The organism is Rhizobium sp. BK176 (assembly GCF_024808055.1).
On record NZ_JANUBV010000014.1, the window covers coordinates 104,306 to 121,503 of the forward strand.

Annotated in this window: 16 protein-coding genes; 12 read left to right on the forward strand and 4 right to left on the reverse strand. The window is 60.5% G+C overall.

Annotated elements, in window-relative coordinates; translation table 11 throughout:
* From FHT76_RS29895 to FHT76_RS29905, 3 genes are all read right to left on the reverse strand, one after another.
* Window positions 1–621 carry a glutathione S-transferase family protein gene (locus FHT76_RS29895; RefSeq protein WP_259128506.1) on the reverse strand — a complete coding sequence of 207 codons (621 nt, stop codon included), beginning with the start codon at window positions 619–621 and terminating at the stop codon, window positions 1–3.
* Between the two features lie 102 nt (window positions 622–723).
* On the reverse strand, window positions 724–1,170 hold the full coding sequence (locus FHT76_RS29900) for a GNAT family N-acetyltransferase (protein WP_259128508.1): 447 nt from the start codon (window positions 1,168–1,170) through the stop codon (window positions 724–726).
* An 82-nt stretch (window positions 1,171–1,252) separates the two neighbouring features.
* Window positions 1,253–2,464: an NADP-dependent isocitrate dehydrogenase gene (locus tag FHT76_RS29905; RefSeq protein WP_113521065.1), complete on the reverse strand. Its 1,212-nt coding sequence runs from the start codon at window positions 2,462–2,464 to the stop codon at window positions 1,253–1,255.
* Window positions 2,465–2,652: 188 nt separating this feature from the next.
* Here FHT76_RS29905 and FHT76_RS29910 point away from each other — a divergent pair, with 188 nt between their 5' ends.
* From FHT76_RS29910 to FHT76_RS29965, 12 genes are all read left to right on the forward strand, one after another.
* On the forward strand, window positions 2,653–3,183 hold the full coding sequence (locus tag FHT76_RS29910) for a hypothetical protein (RefSeq protein WP_183862636.1): 531 nt from the start codon (window positions 2,653–2,655) through the stop codon (window positions 3,181–3,183).
* A gap of 163 nt (window positions 3,184–3,346) precedes the next feature.
* Entirely contained in the window at window positions 3,347–5,311 is a 1,965-nt protein-coding gene (locus FHT76_RS29915) for an FUSC family protein (RefSeq protein ID WP_259128512.1), read from the forward strand.
* A gap of 62 nt (window positions 5,312–5,373) precedes the next feature.
* Window positions 5,374–6,204: an RNA methyltransferase gene (locus FHT76_RS29920; RefSeq protein WP_259128514.1), complete on the forward strand. Its 831-nt coding sequence runs from the start codon at window positions 5,374–5,376 to the stop codon at window positions 6,202–6,204.
* Window positions 6,185–6,985, forward strand: coding sequence for a glutamate racemase (gene murI, locus FHT76_RS29925; protein ID WP_259128516.1), 801 nt, complete (start codon window positions 6,185–6,187; stop codon window positions 6,983–6,985). Before FHT76_RS29920 ends, murI begins: the two co-directional genes overlap by 20 nt.
* A 114-nt stretch (window positions 6,986–7,099) precedes the next feature.
* Entirely contained in the window at window positions 7,100–8,227 is a 1,128-nt protein-coding gene (locus FHT76_RS29930) for an MFS transporter (RefSeq protein ID WP_183757464.1), read from the forward strand.
* A gap of 91 nt (window positions 8,228–8,318) precedes the next feature.
* Window positions 8,319–9,833 (forward strand): ATP-binding protein, encoded by a 1,515-nt coding sequence (locus tag FHT76_RS29935; RefSeq protein WP_183757513.1) that lies wholly within the window; start codon window positions 8,319–8,321, stop codon window positions 9,831–9,833.
* Between the two features lie 153 nt (window positions 9,834–9,986).
* Window positions 9,987–11,444, forward strand: a complete 1,458-nt coding sequence (gene phoA / locus FHT76_RS29940) for an alkaline phosphatase (RefSeq protein WP_183862630.1) — start codon at window positions 9,987–9,989, stop codon at window positions 11,442–11,444.
* Between the two features lie 255 nt (window positions 11,445–11,699).
* On the forward strand, window positions 11,700–12,317 hold the full coding sequence (rpsD, locus tag FHT76_RS29945; protein WP_183757462.1) for a 30S ribosomal protein S4: 618 nt from the start codon (window positions 11,700–11,702) through the stop codon (window positions 12,315–12,317).
* A gap of 69 nt (window positions 12,318–12,386) precedes the next feature.
* Window positions 12,387–13,316 carry a glutaminase gene (locus FHT76_RS29950; RefSeq protein WP_183862627.1) on the forward strand — a complete coding sequence of 310 codons (930 nt, stop codon included), beginning with the start codon at window positions 12,387–12,389 and terminating at the stop codon, window positions 13,314–13,316.
* A gap of 59 nt (window positions 13,317–13,375) precedes the next feature.
* Window positions 13,376–14,260 carry a tRNA 2-thiocytidine(32) synthetase TtcA gene (ttcA, locus tag FHT76_RS29955; RefSeq protein WP_183862625.1) on the forward strand — a complete coding sequence of 295 codons (885 nt, stop codon included), beginning with the start codon at window positions 13,376–13,378 and terminating at the stop codon, window positions 14,258–14,260.
* A 29-nt stretch (window positions 14,261–14,289) separates the two neighbouring features.
* On the forward strand, window positions 14,290–15,114 hold the full coding sequence (locus tag FHT76_RS29960; RefSeq protein ID WP_183862623.1) for an inositol monophosphatase family protein: 825 nt from the start codon (window positions 14,290–14,292) through the stop codon (window positions 15,112–15,114).
* A gap of 157 nt (window positions 15,115–15,271) precedes the next feature.
* On the forward strand, window positions 15,272–15,871 hold the full coding sequence (locus FHT76_RS29965; protein WP_246712617.1) for a LysE family translocator: 600 nt from the start codon (window positions 15,272–15,274) through the stop codon (window positions 15,869–15,871).
* Between the two features lie 52 nt (window positions 15,872–15,923).
* Here FHT76_RS29965 and FHT76_RS29970 read toward each other — a convergent pair whose 3' ends face one another.
* Entirely contained in the window at window positions 15,924–17,195 is a 1,272-nt protein-coding gene (locus FHT76_RS29970; protein WP_183862621.1) for a multidrug effflux MFS transporter, read from the reverse strand.
* Between the last annotated feature and the right edge of the window lie 3 nt (window positions 17,196–17,198).

The following is a 17,198-nucleotide window of genomic DNA, read 5'->3' on the forward strand; positions in this document are numbered from 1 at the left end:
CTATTCGGCTGCCTTCATGGAAGCGTCGTCTATTTCCGACGCCCGCTTGAAGCCGGGACGTTCCATCAGGCGGCCGAAGTAATCGACGAAAGCCTGGCGCTTCTCGAGCGTGCCGAAGCTCATGCCCCAGCCGATATGCGAGCCGACATAGACGTCGGCCGCAGTGAAGCGATTGCCTGCTATGTAGGTCGAGGCACCGACGGCCTTCTCCAACGTGTTCATGACATCCGAGAAGCTGCCGTAACCCGCCATGCGGCTCTTGTCGGCGGGTGTATCGAAGCCCAGCGCCTTGTTGGTCGCTGCGGCTTCGAGCGGCCCGGCTGCAAAGAACATCCAGCGATAGTAGTTGCCGCGCTCATCCGGTTTCGGGGCAAGCTCCGCTTCCGGGAAGGTGTCGGCGAGATAGGCGCAGATCGCGGCGCATTCGGTGACAACGGTCTTGCCGTGGCGGATCGCGGGCACTTTTCCCATCGGGTTGACGGCGAGATATTCCTGCGACTTCATTCCGCCGTCGAAACCGATGATCTTGGTTTCATAGGGAGCGCCGGTCTCCTCCAGCATCCAGCGGGCGATGCGGCCGCGTGACATGGGGTTCGTGTAGAGTATCAGTTCCTCAGCCATTCAATTCCTCCTCCTGTTCGGTTTTCGTCGGTCCCCCTCGACCCAGCTATCCACTGCCGGGAAATAGGACAGTGCTGGTTGAAGCAAAGTCCGCGTGTTCGATCAAAGCGCCTTGCGATACTGGATGAAGCCTGAGCGCGCAGCGATCCGGTCGTACAGCTTTCGGGCGGTGGCGTTTGTTTCGTGGGTCATCCAGTAGAGCCGTCCGGCGCCATTCTCCCGCGCAAGATCGGCGACCGCATCGATCAAGGCAGCACCGGTGCCGAGGCAGCGCTGATCGCCTTCCACGTAGAGGTCCTGAAGATAGCACGTCCATTTCGGCAACCAGGTCGAGCGATGGAAGATGGCATGGACGATGCCGACAAGTTTTCCCTCGGGATCGAATGCGCCGAGCGCATGCATGCCCTCGGCGGGGTCGTGGAACCGGCTCCATGTCAGGTCGGTCGTCTCGTCGGGAATGACGACTTCATAGAAGCGCTGGTAGGCAAGCCACAGCGGTTCCCATGCCGCGCGCTCGGAAGGCTGAAGTGGTCTGATAGTCGCGGTCATTCCAGTTGTTCCCTTGTTATCTTGTCCTGAAACGAAAACGGCGGGGAAATCCCCGCCGTCCATTCTGATATTTGCGTCTGGCTTATGCCATCGCCTTCTGCAGGTTTTCGTCGATCTTGTCGAGGAAGGCGGTGGTGGAGAGCCACGGCTGATCGGGACCGATGAGCAGCGCCAGGTCCTTGGTCATGAAGCCGGCTTCGACGGTGTCTACGCAGACCTTTTCGAGCGTGGCCGCGAACTTCGCCAGTTCGGCGTTGTCGTCGAGCTTGGCGCGATGCGCGAGGCCGCGGGTCCAGGCGAAGATCGAGGCGATCGAGTTCGTCGAGGTTTCCTGGCCCTTCTGGTGCTGGCGGTAGTGACGCGTCACCGTGCCGTGCGCAGCTTCAGCTTCGACCGTCTTGCCATCCGGCGTCAGGAGAACGGAGGTCATCAGGCCGAGCGAGCCGAAGCCCTGGGCAACCGTGTCGGACTGGACGTCGCCGTCGTAGTTCTTGCAGGCCCAGACGTAGCCACCAGACCACTTCAGAGCGGAAGCAACCATGTCGTCGATCAGGCGGTGCTCGTAGGTGATGCCGATTTCGTCGAACTTCGCCTTGAATTCGGTCTGGTAGACTTCTTCGAAGATGTCCTTGAAGCGGCCGTCATAGGCCTTGAGAATGGTGTTCTTGGTCGACAAGTAGACCGGCCATTTGCGCATCAGGCCGTACATCATCGAGGCGCGCGCGAATTCGCGGATCGACTCGTCGAGGTTGTACATGGCCATGGCCACGCCGGCGCCGGGAGCGTCGAAGACTTCCTTTTCGATGACCTGGCCGTCCTCACCGACGAACTTGATGGTCAGCTTGCCCTTGCCCGGGAACTTGAAATCGGTGGCGCGGTACTGGTCGCCGAAAGCGTGGCGGCCGACGACGATCGGCTTGGTCCAGCCGGGAACGAGGCGCGGAACGTTCTGGCAGATGATCGGCTCGCGGAAGATAACGCCGCCGAGGATGTTGCGGATCGTGCCGTTCGGGCTCTTCCACATCTGCTTGAGGTTGAATTCCTTGACGCGATCTTCGTCCGGCGTGATCGTCGCGCACTTGATGCCGACGCCGTGCTTCTTGATGGCGTTGGCAGCGTCAATCGTCACCTGGTCATTGGTGGCGTCGCGGTTTTCGACGGAAAGGTCGAAATAGTCGATATCGAGGTCGAGATACGGATGGATCAGCTTATCCTTGATGAGCTGCCAAATGATGCGAGTCATTTCATCGCCGTCGAGATCGGCGACGGGATTGGCGACCTTGATCTTCTTCATGTATCTGCCTCGTTCGAGCTTTTTGAGGGACAGGCGTCCCGGGTGGGTGATTTCAAATGCCGAGCGCTATAGCATTGTGGGCCGGGAGTGCAAAGCCGGAAGCAGAAGGGGACGGTGTTTTTGCGGCCATTGCCAAGCGGAGGAAAATGGCTAGTCTCCGGCGCAAAACCATTGCCCGGATGCTCGTCATGAAGAAGACTTCCCTTGCCTTAGCGGTCCTGCTCGGTTCAGCCTCGCCGATGTTCGCCGCCGACGTTACGGCGCCTGTGAAAGAGATCATGGACGCGACCATCAAGAACTGGTCTGGCGCAGACAGCGACTGGATCGACATCTTCGATCCAAGCAGGCTTTCGCGGCTCTACAGCAAAGACTTCGTGACGAAATACCAGGCGGCCATTCAGAACCCGGCTGCCGACGAGGACGGTGTCTCGCCGTTCGACTACGATGTGATCGTCAATGGCGAGGATGCATGTCCGCTTGAGGATCTGACCTACACGCCCAAGCCGTCCGCCGACAGTGCAACGGAAGTTGTCGTCACCTTCAAGAAGGCGACCTGCATGGATGACGGATCGGACAAGCAGGCGATCACGACCGTCCGCTTTGAGATGCTCGAGGAGGCCGGCAAGCCGGTCATCGACGACATCGTCACCGAAGGCGATCCGGGCCAACCACCGAACTCGCTCAAAAACACCATGGTGCAGATCGCTAAGGGACAATGATGACTTGGATGGCTCCGGACGGCACTTTCCCGGGCTGACGAATGCGCTAGTTTCCACCTGCCGAATGGCGGTTGTGCGAGGGATGGCGGGCCGTCCCGCGAAGGAATACGAGGCTTCCCTCAATCAATGACTGCTCGACGTCACGAACAAGGGGCGGGGATGCGTGCTTTCCGGTTTTGACTTCCGTGACTGGTTGCTCGCGCACGACCCGGCGCTGTCGCGTCTGCGCATCGCGTCGCGGGTAACGCTAGCGATGGTTCTCTCGTTTGGAGCGCTATTGGCAATCCACCATCTGCTGGTTCCGCTCCCGGCGGCGGCCTACGGTCTCGGCATTGTCCTCTCGATCGAAGGCGGGGTTGCGGTAAAGGACAAAGGCGGTGCCTCCCAGCTCGTCACGCGTTTATTGGGCTGCGTGGCAAGCGTCTGTGTCGTCGGCCTCGCCGCGGTCCTCGAAACAAACCGCTATGTGTCGGATGCAGCGTTCCTGCTCATCATCTTTCTTGCCTCGGCCGGACGTGTGTTCGGGCCGCGTGGGCATGCGATCGGCATGTTTGCCTTCACCTCCTATTTTCTCGGAGCCTACTTCCGCCCGCACATCGCAGACCTTCCGCTGATTGCGATCGGGCCGGTCGCTCCGGCTTTGATCGGGCATGCCGTACGTTCTCTGGTGCTTCCCGACGATTGGCGTCGGGATCTCTTGCGCTCGCTGGAAAGCGTGCGCGGCCGGATCAACCAGATTTTGTTCAAGATTGCTGCCCTCGCGTCCGTGGGGCGAATGGCGGACAAGGATGCACAGGAATTGAGGCAGCTGGAGGAGCGGCTGAAGGAAGTCGTGTTGATGGCCGAGGGTTTCATACCACGACCGCCGGCGGGCGTCTTCGAGGGCACTGAGCCGGCGGCGGTGTTGGCGATCCGCCTGTTCGACGCCCATCTTGCCGCCGAGAGTGCCATCGTGCTCAGTTCGCAAAGCCTGCCGCCATTTCCTCTCGTTCACGCGATCATAGACGGCTCTCCGCCGCCGGCAATGCTGGAAACACTGGACGAATTAGAGGCAGAAACAAGCCAGGCTTTGATCCGCCTGGGAGAGGCAAGAGCGCTGCTCGCAGAGACGATCGAAAGGGGCTATGCGACAGGATTTGCCGAGGTCGCTGCCGTGACAGATGAAATTGCCGCTCCTGCGAAGATCGACTTTTCGCTCAATAATCCGCTGATCCGCTCCGCGCTGCAGATAACCTTGGCATCGGCGATCGCGATGACATTCGGACTTATGATTTCGCGAGAGCGTTGGTTCTGGGCGGTGCTTGCCTCGTTCCTGGTGTTCACGAATACCAATTCCCGTGGTGATACCGCTATGAAGGCGCTGCAGCGTTCACTTGGGACGCTTCTCGGGATCGCCATGGGGCTGGTTTTGGCAACCGTTCTCACGGCGCATATGGTGGCTGCGCTTGCCGTCACGACGATCACCATTTTCCTCGCCTTCTACTTCTTGCAGACATCCTACGCGACGATGACCTTCTTCGTGTCGATCGCACTCTGCCTCGTCTATGGAATGATGGGATCGCTGACAGTCGATCTCCTGTTGTTGCGCATCGAGGAAACCATGCTGGGCGCAGCTGCCGGCACGTTCGTCGCGTTTGTCGTCCTTCCGTCGCGGACGCGGGGAGCGTTGGATATGGCAGTTGGCAAGTGGTTCTCGGCTTTGGAAGAACTTCTTTCTGCCGCTGGTGCGAAGAACGCGACCGACTCGTTGATCGCCTTTTCGCAGAAGCTCGACGCCGCATACCGGGATGTGGCCACCGCGGCACGTCCTCTCGGTACCTCCTGGTCGATTGTCACCAAGCCGGGACATATTCGGCAAACGCTGGCAATCTTTCTCGCCGCGACCTATTGGGCACGGGTTATGGCCAGAGACCAGGAAGCAGCCGCCAGCGATGTGGAGAGCCCGAAGTTGATTGACGCAGAGCTTCAGCGCGTAACGCTTCTGGCAAAGCGTCAGTCGGAGTGCTTCTTCGTCGATAGAAAGACCGGCGGCACGCCCGGACGGCATTTGCCGCTCTCGCGTCCCGGCTCTCGCCTTGGGCTGGAGATGATCGGTTCTACCTTGGAGAGACTCTACGCTGGTGCTTGACCCTTGCCGTTTCGGTCCGGCTTGGCTATTCCCGCGCTTGCTTAGCAAAAGGATCCAGCGTTATGGCAGGCACGAACAGCGAGCGGCAACTTCTCAGGGAAGGTCCGGTGATCATCCTTGTCGAACCCCAGATGGGCGAGAACATCGGCATGGTCGCGCGTGCCATGGCGAACTTCGGCCTGGCGGAGCTGAGGCTCGTCAATCCGCGCGACGGTTGGCCGAACGAGAAGGCACAGGCTGCCGCTTCGAAGGCAGATCATGTGATCGAGGGCACGAAGGTTTACGAGACGCTGGAACAGGCGGTTGCCGACCTGAATTTCGTCTATGCGACGACAGCCCGGCAGCGGGATGGCTTCAAGCCCGTACGCTCACCCGTGGCGGCGGCAGAAACGCTGCGAGCGAAGTTCCGCGCAGGTGAGGGCACCGGTATCCTCTTCGGCCGCGAACGTTGGGGGCTCAACAACGAAGAGGTAGCGCTCGCCGACGAGATTGTGACCTTCCCTGTCAATCCCGCCTTTGCCTCACTCAACGTCGCCCAAGCGGTGCTCTTGATGTCGTACGAGTGGATGAAGTCGGGCATGGAGGATGTCGCGGCCGTTCCCTTCCAGGCGATGTCGCAGACGCAATCCACGAAAGAGCAACTTTTCGGTCTCTACGATCAGTTGGAAGAAGCGCTGGACGCACGCAATTATTTCCATCCGCCCGCGAAAAAGCCAAAAATGGTGGACAACCTGCGCGCAGTCCTTTCCCGCCGCGCGTTCACGGAACAGGAAATCAGTGTATTGCGCGGCGTGATTTCCTCCCTCGACCGCTTCTCGCGGAAATATCCGCGCGGTAGCCGGCCGCCCGTAGACGCCAAGGAACAATCGAAAGATGACAGCAGCGCGGAATGAACTGAAACCGGTTCTGGTCTTCGATTCCGGTATCGGGGGGCTGACTGTGCTCCGCGAGGCGCGCGTGCTGATGCCGGAGCGCGGGTTTGTCTATATTGCTGACGATGCCGGCTTTCCCTATGGGGGCTGGGAAGAACAGGCGCTGAAGGAACGGGTCATCGGCCTTTTCGCCAAGCTGCTTGTCGACTACGATCCCGAGGTCTGCATCATCGCCTGCAACACTGCCTTCACGCTTGTCGGGGCGGACTTGCGTGCGGCGTTTCCCCGGATGACCTTTGTCGGCACTGTGCCGGCGATCAAACCGGCCGCCGAGCGGACGCGCTCAGGGCTGGTCTCTGTGCTGGCGACACCGGGGACCGTCAAGCGCGCCTATACGCGCGACCTGATCCAATCCTTCGCGCAACAGTGCCACGTGCGCCTGGTCGGGTCCGAAAACCTGGCGCGGATGGCAGAGGCCTATATCCGCGGCGATGCTGTGTCTGACGAGGCTGTGCTTTCCGAGATAAACCAGTGCTTCGTGGAGAAGGACGGTTCGAAGACCGATATCGTGGTTCTCGCCTGCACGCATTATCCCTTCATGGCCAACGTGTTCCGTCGGCTCGCACCCTGGCCCGTCGATTGGCTCGATCCGGCGGAGGCAATTGCCAGACGTGCCCGAAGCCTCGTTCCGCATGTCGCCGATGCCGTGCATCCCGATAACTTCGACTTTGCGGTCTTCACCTCAGGCAATCCTGATTTTGCAACGCGGCGGCTGATGCAGGGATTTGGGCTGAAGGCTTGACGTACGGCGCTGTCGCGCGACGCGGGATCGATCTTGATGCAATAGGGGCTATCGCAAGGCCATGCGACTGCGCAAACTGGGGTTGTGATTCGCATCGATCCCGCCGAGCTCCGCATGTCCTTTCAAAAGCTTGTAATGGCTATCTTTTTCCTGCAGCCGATAGCATTCGGCAGTTGGCTGCCGCGCATCCCCGAAATTCAGGCCCGGCTGGAGCTTGGTCCAGCCGATCTTGCGTTGGCGCTGCTCGGCATGCCGGTCGGGATTCTCGTGACGCTGCCCTTTGCCGGGCGAGTGGTGGCGCGGATAGGGGGTAAGACCACCGTTCTAGCCGGGTTTGTCGTCTTCTCGGTGATCGTCTGCCTTCCCGCTTTCTCTCGAACGTCGATCGAGCTGTTCATCGCGTTGGCGTTGCTTGGCGTTGCAATGTCGACGTTGGAGCTGGGGCTTAATGTCGAAGCGGACCGCGCCGAAAAGGATACTGGCTCCATCATCATGAACCGCTGCCATGGCTTCTGGAGCCTTGGTATCATGGCCGGCAGCCTGCTTGGTTCGGGAATGGTCGCGATTGCTGCCCCTGCCGAATGGGCGATCATGGCAGCCGCCTTCGTCGTTCTGCCGTTTGCCATCGTCGCGAGCCTTCGTCTGCCGCCCGATCGCGAGGCGGGCTCGGTTCCGCCGCACATGCCGTTCAAGCTGCCGAGCAGCGCGCTTCTCGGCATCTGCGCCTTCGTCTTCGGGATCACCATGACCGAGGGCGCGATTGCCGACTGGTCCGCCGTCTATCTCAAGGACGTTTTCCAGACAGACGGCATGATGACGGGTATCGGATACACGATTTTCGCGATGATGGTGGCGACCGGACGCTTCAGCGGCGACCACCTGAAGCAGCGTTTCGGGGCAATCGCGCTGGCCCGTGGTTGTGGGGTGGCGGCTCTTACAGGAATGCTGATTGTCGTCTTTGCTTGGCATAGCCTGGTGACTCTGGCGGGGTTTGCCTTGGTCGGGATCGGCGTGTCGGTCGGTTTTCCCCTGGCTGTCACTGCCGCGGCGAGCCTCAAGGACCGACCGGCGGCAGCCAACGTCGCGATCCTGTCCTTCATGGCTCTCACAGGTTTCCTGATCGGACCTCCGTTGATCGGCTTCATCGCCGAGGTCTTGGGGTTGCGCGTCGGGCTTGCCATTTTGCTGGTTCCGCTGCTGATCAGCTTGGTTTTCACACGGATGCTGAAGCCCAGGTTCTGACGTTTTCTCCTGTGGGTTTGTGTTGCCGTGTTGCCAAAGACACGGTCTGATCTGCTACGACGCCGTGTTTGATTGAAAGAGGAATGTGACATTGCAGGTTGGTATCGATATGGGATCGGCGTCGGGAGGCAATCCGGCCACGCTCGATATCGAGGAGCTTCTGGCTACCCGTCTTCTGGTGCAGGGCAATTCCGGCTCCGGCAAGTCGCATCTGCTCCGTCGTCTGCTCGAGCAGTCCGCGCAGTGGGTGCAGCAGGTCATCATCGATCCCGAGGGTGACTTCGTCACCTTGTCGGACAAATTCGGTCATGTCGTCGTCGATGGTGAGCGTACGGAAGCGGAGCTTGCCGGCATCGCCAACCGCATCCGGCAGCACCGCGTTTCCTGCGTTCTCACGCTGGAAGGGCTTGAGATCGAGCAGCAGATGCGCGCCGCCGCAGCCTTCCTCAATGGCATGTTCGATGCCGATCGCGAGTTCTGGTATCCGGTCCTCGTGGTGGTCGATGAAGCGCAGATGTTCGCGCCGTCGGTCGCTGGCGAAGTTTCCGACGACGCGCGAAAGATGTCGCTCGGCGCCATGACGAACCTGATGTGTCGCGGTCGTAAGCGCGGTCTTGCAGGGGTGATCGCGACGCAGCGCTTGGCAAAGCTTGCCAAGAACGTGGCCGCCGAAGCCTCGAACTTCCTGATGGGCCGCACCTTCCTTGACATCGACATGGCGCGTGCGGCCGATCTGCTCGGGATGGATCGGCGGCAGGCGGAAATGTTCCGCGATCTGAAGCGGGGCAATTTCGTTGCGCTCGGGCCAGCTCTGTCACGTCGCCCACTGCCAATCCAGATCGGCAATGTCGAGACCTCCGCGCGTTCCTCGAGTCCGAAGCTCATGCCGCTGCCGGATGCCCCGCAGGACGTCGAGGACCTAATCTTCACGCCGGATCCAGAGGAGTTCCAGAGGCCAATCGTGCGCCGTGCTCCGCCGGCGCCACGTCCGACCACCGACATTCTTGCCGAACTGTCGCGGTCCGCGCCTGCTGCCTCGGCGCCCGTCTCGGAGGCGCGTTCCTCTCAGCCCGAATTGTCCGCCGAGGAGCGCGAGGAAAGGCTGACGGCGGTGCTGCACGAGATACTCGACGATCCAAGCTCGGGATTCCGAACGGATTCGGTGCTTTATCAGGACTTCCTTGTGCGCCTTCGCATGCGCCGGGTCCCGGGCCCTCCGATGTCCCTGCCGGAGTTTCGGCGCCGCGTGGCGATTTCTCGCTCCGGCGTGGATGCCGCCACGGCAGAGACCGAGGCCTGGGCAACGGCATTGTCGCTCTCTTCGGGTGTCACCGACGATCTGCAGGGTGTTTTCCTGATGCTGGCAAAGGCTGCGGTCTGCGGCGAGCCGTGCCCATCCGATGCGCGGATTGCCCGGGCTTACGGCACTCATTCGGCCCGGCGGGCGCGACGTCTGCTCGGCTATTTCGAGGAGCAGGGGACGGTCGTGGTCCACACGGATTTCGCCGGCAAGCGCATCGTCGCGTTCCCCGATATGAATTGCCAGACAGCCCCCGGCGATGCCAACGCGCCCGATGCGGATGAAATGCGCTCCGCAGCGGAATGAAGACTGGATCGAGCGCGGGTAATCGGCTCGGTCTATAGTCGATCTCAAATGTCACACGAAGAAGTTGCTTTTGTCACAAGAGCTTCATTCGGGTGGTGGATAAGGCGCGCGACCCATGCGGTCGATGCGGATTATCAAAAGGAGATCTCGGTCATGAGAAACAATGTTCGTCACCCGCTGCTGCGCCTTGTCGTCGGCGGCCTGCTTGCAACCGTCGCCATTCAGCCAGGCTATGCCGACGATGCAGCGAACAAGCTTCTGCAGCGCGCGGCAAGCGCCGATCTGAGTGCTCCTGGTGGCGCACGCCGCCTTTCCGGCGATATCACCGAAGCCTATCGCGCGGCGCTGAGCGACACACGCCCGAAGAACGTCATCCTGCTGATCGGCGACGGCATGGGCGATTCCGAAATCACCATCGCGCGCAACTACGCGGTTGGCGCCGGCCAGTATTTCAAGGGCATTGATGCGCTGCCGGTCACCGGCCAGTACACGCATTATTCGCTCGACAAGAAGACGGGCAAGCCGACCTACGTCACCGACTCCGCTGCCTCGGGCACCGCCTGGGCGACCGGTGTTAAGTCCTATAACGGCGCAATCGGCGTCGACATTCACGAGAAGGCGCACGAAACCCTCCTCGAAAAGGCAAAGGCCGCCGGCATCGGCACGGGCAACGTCTCGACGGCCGAATTGCAGGATGCGACGCCCGCAGTCCAGATCGCACACGTGACCCAGCGCAAGTGCTACAGCCCGTTGTCCACGACCGAGAAGTGCCCGACGAACGCGCTTGAAAACGGCGGCAAGGGATCGATCAGCGAGCAGTTGCTCAATGCACGCGCCGACGTGACGCTCGGCGGCGGCGCCAAGAGCTTCGCCGAAGCCGCGAAGGCAGGCGAATGGAAGGACAAGACGCTTCGTCAGCAGGCCGAGGAGCGTGGTTACAAGATCGTCTCGAATCTCGACGAGCTCCAGGCTGTCAAGCAGGCGAACGACAGCGCGCCGGTGCTCGGCCTGTTTGCCGAGGGCAACATGCCTGTTCGCTGGGAAGGCCCGAAGGCCAGCCACTACGGCAATGTCGAGAAGGAACCTGTCGTCTGCAAGCCGAACGAGAAGCGCACGGCAGCAACCCCGACGCTGGCACAGATGACGTCGAAGGCGATCGAGTTGCTCCGGACAAATGAGAAGGGCTTCTTCCTGCAGGTCGAAGGCGCCTCGATCGACAAGCAGGATCATGCCGCCAATCCGTGCGGGCAGATTGGCGAGACGGTTGATCTCGACGAAGCCGTTCAGGAAGCGCTGAAGTTCGCTCAGGAAGCCGGCGACACGCTCGTTATCGTCACCGCCGACCATGCGCACGCCAGCCAGATCGTCGATGCCGATACGAAGGCTCCGGGCCTGACGGAAGCGCTGATGACGAAGGACGGCGCTGTCATGGCCGTGAGCTACGGCAACTCCGACGACGCTGACGATCAGGGTCACACCGGCTCGCAGCTGCGTATCGCTGCCTTTGGACCGCGTGCCGCCAATGTCACCGGCCTGACGGACCAGACGGATCTGTTCTATACGATCAGCGACGCACTCGGCCTGAAGACCGAAACGGCGAGCGCCAAGTAAGCTCCCAAGCCTGGCACATCGGGGTTATTGAGGGGCGAGGGCGTGGAATTGTGATTGACATTCCAGCGACTTCGCCCTAAAGACCGCGCAGCACCGGGCAGAGATGTCCGGTGTTTCATTTGACATGTCCCGTGGATTTGTCCTGTTCGCGTAATAGGATGATCCTGTCGGATCCTCGAAAGAAGATCAAAGGAGGGCGTGTTTCCTTCGAGCGGTTTGGAAACAAGCCGCCGTAACACTCTGAAAGGAAATACGATGAGCAAGCGCGAATCGTCCAAGTACAAGATTGACCGCCGTATGGGCGAAAACATCTGGGGCCGTCCGAAGTCCCCGGTGAACCGCCGCGAATACGGCCCGGGCCAGCATGGTCAGCGCCGCAAGGGCAAGCTTTCGGACTTCGGTGTGCAGCTGCGCGCCAAGCAGAAGCTCAAGGGTTACTACGGTGACCTGCGCGAGAAGCAGTTCCGTGCAATCTTCGCTGAAGCCTCCCGCCGCAAGGGCGACACCTCTGAAAACCTGATCGGTCTTCTGGAGTGCCGTCTGGACGCGATCGTCTATCGCGCCAAGTTCGTTCCGACCGTTTTCGCTGCCCGCCAGTTCGTGAACCACGGCCACGTGACCGTGAACGGCGTCCGCGTCAACATCGGTTCCTACCGTTGCAAGGCTGGCGATGTCATCGAAGTTCGTCAGAAGTCGAAGCAGCTCGTTTCCGTTCTGGAATCGATTTCCCTGGCTGAACGCGATGTTCCGGACTACATCGAAGTCGACCATAACAAGATGGTTGCGACCTTTGCTCGTGTTCCGGCGCTCGGCGACGTACCTTATCCGGTCGTCATGGAGCCGCATCTGGTGGTCGAATTCTATTCGCGTTAATCGCGAGGCGTTTTCGCTTACGGAAAAGCCGCCTCTTGGGGCGGCTTTTTTGTTATCTGGAGAGGTACGATGACGGACTTGCAGGCAGTTCTCGACAGCATCCATAAGGAACTGGCGCCCCGTATCGGCGAAGGCAAAGTTGCGGACTATATTCCAGAGCTTGCCAAGGTGGACCCGAACCAGTTCGGCTTGAGCGTGGTGACCGTAGACGGCAAGGTCTATAACGTCGGCAATGCAGACGTGCCGTTCTCCATCCAGAGCATTTCAAAGGTTTTCATGCTGACGCTTGCGCTCGGCAAAGTCGGCGAGGGCTTGTGGAAGCGCGTCGGCCGTGAGCCTTCGGGCTCGGCGTTCAATTCGATCGTCCAGCTCGAGCACGAGCAGGGCATTCCGCGCAATCCCTTCATCAACGCCGGTGCGATTGCCGTGACAGATGTCGTCATGGCCGGCCATGCGCCGCGCGAGGCGATTGGCGAGTTGCTGCGGTTCGTCCGCTATCTGGCGGATGATGAGTCGATCAGCATCGATGATCGCGTTGCAAAGTCAGAGACGCAGACGGGCTACCGCAATGCGGCGCTCGCCAATTTCATGCGTTCCTATCGCAACCTCGATCATCCCGTCGATTACGTGCTTGGCGTCTATTTCCACCAGTGCGCTCTATCGATGACTTGCGAGCAACTGGCGAAGGCAGGGCTCTTCCTTGCCGCACGTGGCAGCAACCCGATGACCGGCCATTCGGTCGTATCGCCGAAGCGGGCCCGGCGCATCAATGCGCTGATGCTGACATGCGGCCACTACGATGGTTCCGGCGACTTCGCCTACCACGTCGGCCTTCCCGGAAAGAGCGGCGTCGGCGGCGGTATCTTTGCTGTGGCCCCCGGCATCGCGTCCATCGCTGCGTGGTCACCGGGCCTGAACAAGGTCGGCAACTCACAGCTCGGTGCTGTCGCGCTCGAGATGCTGGCCGCGCGCACGGGCTGGTCGGTTTTCGGGGATTGATGCTGGGTTGTCTTGGCGCTTTCTGCTAAGGCGGAGGCAGTGACTGATTGGAAGAGAGAATGAACATCGCAGCCAACATTGCCGATGAGCTTGAAACGCCGAACGCGGACGGCGCGATCGCGCACGCGCTCTTTGCCGAAGCTCCGAACTCGGTATCGTTCAACAAGCTGCGCAAGCGGCTGCTGCGAAACGTCAGGCAGGCATTCGACGATTTTGCGATGCTGAAGGGGCAGAAGCGTTGGCTGATCGGTGTCTCCGGCGGCAAGGATTCCTACGGGTTGCTCGCCCTTCTCCTCGACCTGCAGTGGCGCGGTCTTCTGCCGGTGGAACTGATCGCCTGCAATCTCGACCAGGGCCAGCCGAACTTCCCCAAGCATATCCTGCCTGAGTATCTTACCAAGGTCGGGGTCAAGCATCGGATCGAATATCGAGATACCTATTCGATCGTGAAGGAGAAGGTTCCGGAGGGCGCGACGTATTGCTCGCTCTGTTCACGGCTGCGCCGCGGCAATCTTTACCGGGTTGCCAGGGAGGAGGGCTGTGACGCACTGGTGCTTGGCCACCACCGCGAGGATATCCTCGAGACCTTCTTCATGAACTTCTTCCATGGCGGGCGGCTCGCCTCGATGCCGGCGAAGCTGCTCAATGACGAGGGCAACCTGATGGTACTGCGCCCGCTCGCCTACTGCGCGGAAGACGACATGGCGAAGTTTGCGGCTGCCATGCAGTTTCCAATCATTCCCTGCGATCTCTGCGGCTCCCAGGACGGGCTGCAGCGCAATGCGATGAAGGACATGCTCGCCGATATCGAACGGCGCATGCCGGGCCGCAAGGACACGATGCTGAGAGCACTCGCACATGTGAATCCTTCACATCTGCTCGATCCAAAGCTTTTCGATTTCGCCGGCCTGATGGCCGGAGAGACCGCGCCGAAGAGCGAATAGTCGGCGCTCACGCCAAAGAAGGAAAGTCCATGAGTTCCACGATAGATGTAACGACGCTAGCCGATCTCCTGAGGCGGGCGGCGAAGGCAGAGATATTGCCGCGTTTCCGTCGACTTGGAAGCGATGACGTGCGCGCCAAGAGCGAGGCGACCGACCTGGTGACGGAAGCCGACCTGCAGGCGGAGCGGATGATAAAGGCGGAAGCCGGCGCGCTTTGGCCAGATGCCGTGTTCATCGGGGAAGAGTCGGTCGCTGCGGATCCTGGCCTGCTTGGGAGGCTCGAGGGAGCGGACCTTGCCATCGTCGTTGATCCGGTGGATGGTACGTTCAATTTCGCGTCCGGGATTCCGGCTTTCGGTGTCATGGCCTCCGTGGTGTTCAAGGGTGAAACCGTTGCCGGCATCATCTACGACCCGATGGGTGACGATTGGGTGATTGCGGAGACAGGCGGCGGCGCATGGCTTCGACGTCCTGACGGGGAGGCAGAACGGCTCTCTGTTGCGGCGCCCGTCGCGTTGGAGGACATGGTCGGCATGGCGTCCACCGGCTTTCTGCCGAAGCCGAAGCGCAGTGAAATCCTTGCGAATTTGGCCAAGGTTCGGTTCCTTGCCAACTATCGCTGCGCCGCTCACGAATACCGCGCCTTTGCTGGCGGCCACGTGCACTACCTGATGTATAACAAGCTGATGCCCTGGGATCATCTTGCGGGCACACTTATCAGCATCGAGGCTGGCGCCCATGCGGCCCGTTTCGACGGTTCGCCCTACCTCCCGCATCACACCCGCGGCGGCTTGCTGATTGCGCCTGACCACGACAGCTGGGACATTCTGCGGCGTGAAGTCTTCACCATCTGATATCGAGGCGGCCGCCACACGCGGACTGCCACCACTAACTTGCGCTTCGTGGGTGCGATATTGGCGCTCCCAACAGAACGCCGTGCGCACAGACGTACAATACGGATAGGCACGCCTATCGTAGATATCCTCTCGCTTTTGAAATGACGAGGAGGGAATGATGGATATCGCGCAGGCGCTGGCTTTCTTGCTGTTTGCGTTTATCGCGGCCGTTACGCCGGGACCCAGCAACACCATGATCCTGTCCACCGGTGCCGCTGTCGGTACCTTGAGAGGCATCGGCTGTCCGCTCGGCGCATCGCTGGGCATGGGCGTGATGATCGTTCTAAGTGCTTTTGGCGTCGGAGAAATTGTCGCAGCCGCACCGGCCATCGTAATAGCGCTGAAGATGGCGGGATCTCTGTTTCTGCTGTGGCTGGCTTGGAAGATCGCCAATGCCGGCACGGTTGAAGCGAATGGACAGAGGCGGACGGTCGGATTTCGGCAGGCTTTTCTATTCCAATGGCTGAACCCGAAAGGCTGGCTGGTCGCGCTGAGCGCAGGTAGCACCTTCCTTGTATCCTCGCAGCAGGCTCAGACTAGCGGCGCTTTGTGGATGGGTGTGCTGTTTGCAGCAGCCGCGTTTCCGGCTGGGTTCCTTTGGCTCGTCCTAGGTGCTCTCGTGGCCCAGGTTCTGCGGACCTCACGCGCGGCGAGGTTCTTCAATATCGCCATGGCGTTTGCGCTGGCTCTGTCGGTTGCTCTTGTGTGGCGCTAACTCCTGAAAGAATTGCGCCCGCAACAACGTGTCGCGGGCGATAAGGAACGCTCTACGCGTTAGAAATGAGTTGCGGGCTGTCGCCCGGATGCGTGAAGAGCTTGCCGCCTTCCGCCCAGAGCGTCGCCGCGATACTGATCGCACCGAACACGGCAAAGCCACCGAAGAGCGGCTGGACAGTGCCGTTGAAGAGCTGGCCAACAGTGCCGCCGAGGATCGCGCCGAAGGTCGTGGACACGAAGCCGGTGATGGCGGTTGCTGTGCCAGCGAGGTTACCCATCGGCTCCAGGCTGATCGCTGTGAAGTTGGTCGCGATGACTGCGAACATCATCAGCAGGATCGTAAACAGCGCATAGGCGAAGGCGAAATCGGGCCGTCCGCCCAGCGCTTTGACGTAGCCGATTGCCGAAACAATGGTGAAGACGATCATGGCGACATGCGAGATACGCCGCATGCCGAACTTACGCACGAAGAAGCCGTTGGCGAAGTTTGCGACCGCGATGCCGCCTGCCGTTGCCGCAAAGGCAATCGGCAGCCAATCGCCAAGGCCGTAGACTTCACCGAAAACCTGCTGGACCGAAATGACGTAGGCGCTGATGACAGCTGTGAACATTGTCAGGCCGATCATATAGCCGCACGTGATCTTATTCGTCAGAACGGTCTTGAAGCCATCGAGGACGGAGCCGACCGATAGCGGAATGCGCTCTTCCTTCGGAAGCGATTCCTTCAAGCGCAGTGATGCCCAGACAAACAGGATCCCACCAACGAGACCAAGCAGGATGAAGATCCAGTGCCAGTTGGCATAGGTGATGATCAGCTGACCGACCGAAGGTGCCACGATCGGAACGATCATGAAGACGATCATTACATAGGACATGACACGGGCCATCTCGCGACCACCAAAGCAGTCACGAACGATGGCCATGGTGGTGATGCGAACCGCTGCGCCGCCGAGGCCTTGTATAAAGCGCATGACAAGCAGCATTTCAAAACTGCCCGTGGCTGCCGCGCCGAACATGGCGAGCATGTAAACCGCCAAACCGCCGAGCAAGATGTTGCGGCGGCCGAACGTGTCGGACAGGCTGCCGAAAATGATCTGCGAGACGCCGAAGCCCAGGAAGAAGACGCCGATGACCAGCTGCGCATCGTTGGCGTTGGCGACGCCGAGCGAATGGCCGATTGCGGGCAGGGCCGGCAACATGCTGTCGATCGCCATCGCGACACTGGCGGTCATGATGGCGATGGTGATGACAAATTCGACGAAGCCCATGCCTATTCGGCGGGAGCCTTGATTCTCAACATGAGGTTTATGTGGTGGCGTCATAAT

Bases quoted from the DNA above. Each gene is read 5' to 3' on its own strand.
- FHT76_RS29970 (WP_183862621.1), bottom strand. From the start codon at position 17,195: ATGACGCCACCACATAAACCTCATGTTGAGAATCAAGGCTCCCGCCGA.
- rpsD (WP_183757462.1), top strand. From the start codon at position 11,700: ATGAGCAAGCGCGAATCGTCCAAGTACAAGATTGACCGCCGTATGGGC.
- phoA (WP_183862630.1), top strand. From the start codon at position 9,987: ATGAGAAACAATGTTCGTCACCCGCTGCTGCGCCTTGTCGTCGGCGGC.
- murI (WP_259128516.1), top strand. From the start codon at position 6,185: ATGACAGCAGCGCGGAATGAACTGAAACCGGTTCTGGTCTTCGATTCC.
- FHT76_RS29950 (WP_183862627.1), top strand. From the start codon at position 12,387: ATGACGGACTTGCAGGCAGTTCTCGACAGCATCCATAAGGAACTGGCG.
- FHT76_RS29895 (WP_259128506.1), bottom strand. From the start codon at position 621: ATGGCTGAGGAACTGATACTCTACACGAACCCCATGTCACGCGGCCGC.
- FHT76_RS29930 (WP_183757464.1), top strand. From the start codon at position 7,100: ATGTCCTTTCAAAAGCTTGTAATGGCTATCTTTTTCCTGCAGCCGATA.
- FHT76_RS29920 (WP_259128514.1), top strand. From the start codon at position 5,374: ATGGCAGGCACGAACAGCGAGCGGCAACTTCTCAGGGAAGGTCCGGTG.
- FHT76_RS29965 (WP_246712617.1), top strand. From the start codon at position 15,272: ATGATGGATATCGCGCAGGCGCTGGCTTTCTTGCTGTTTGCGTTTATC.
- FHT76_RS29905 (WP_113521065.1), bottom strand. From the start codon at position 2,464: ATGAAGAAGATCAAGGTCGCCAATCCCGTCGCCGATCTCGACGGCGAT.
- FHT76_RS29910 (WP_183862636.1), top strand. From the start codon at position 2,653: ATGAAGAAGACTTCCCTTGCCTTAGCGGTCCTGCTCGGTTCAGCCTCG.
- FHT76_RS29960 (WP_183862623.1), top strand. From the start codon at position 14,290: ATGAGTTCCACGATAGATGTAACGACGCTAGCCGATCTCCTGAGGCGG.
- ttcA (WP_183862625.1), top strand. From the start codon at position 13,376: ATGAACATCGCAGCCAACATTGCCGATGAGCTTGAAACGCCGAACGCG.
- FHT76_RS29900 (WP_259128508.1), bottom strand. From the start codon at position 1,170: ATGACCGCGACTATCAGACCACTTCAGCCTTCCGAGCGCGCGGCATGG.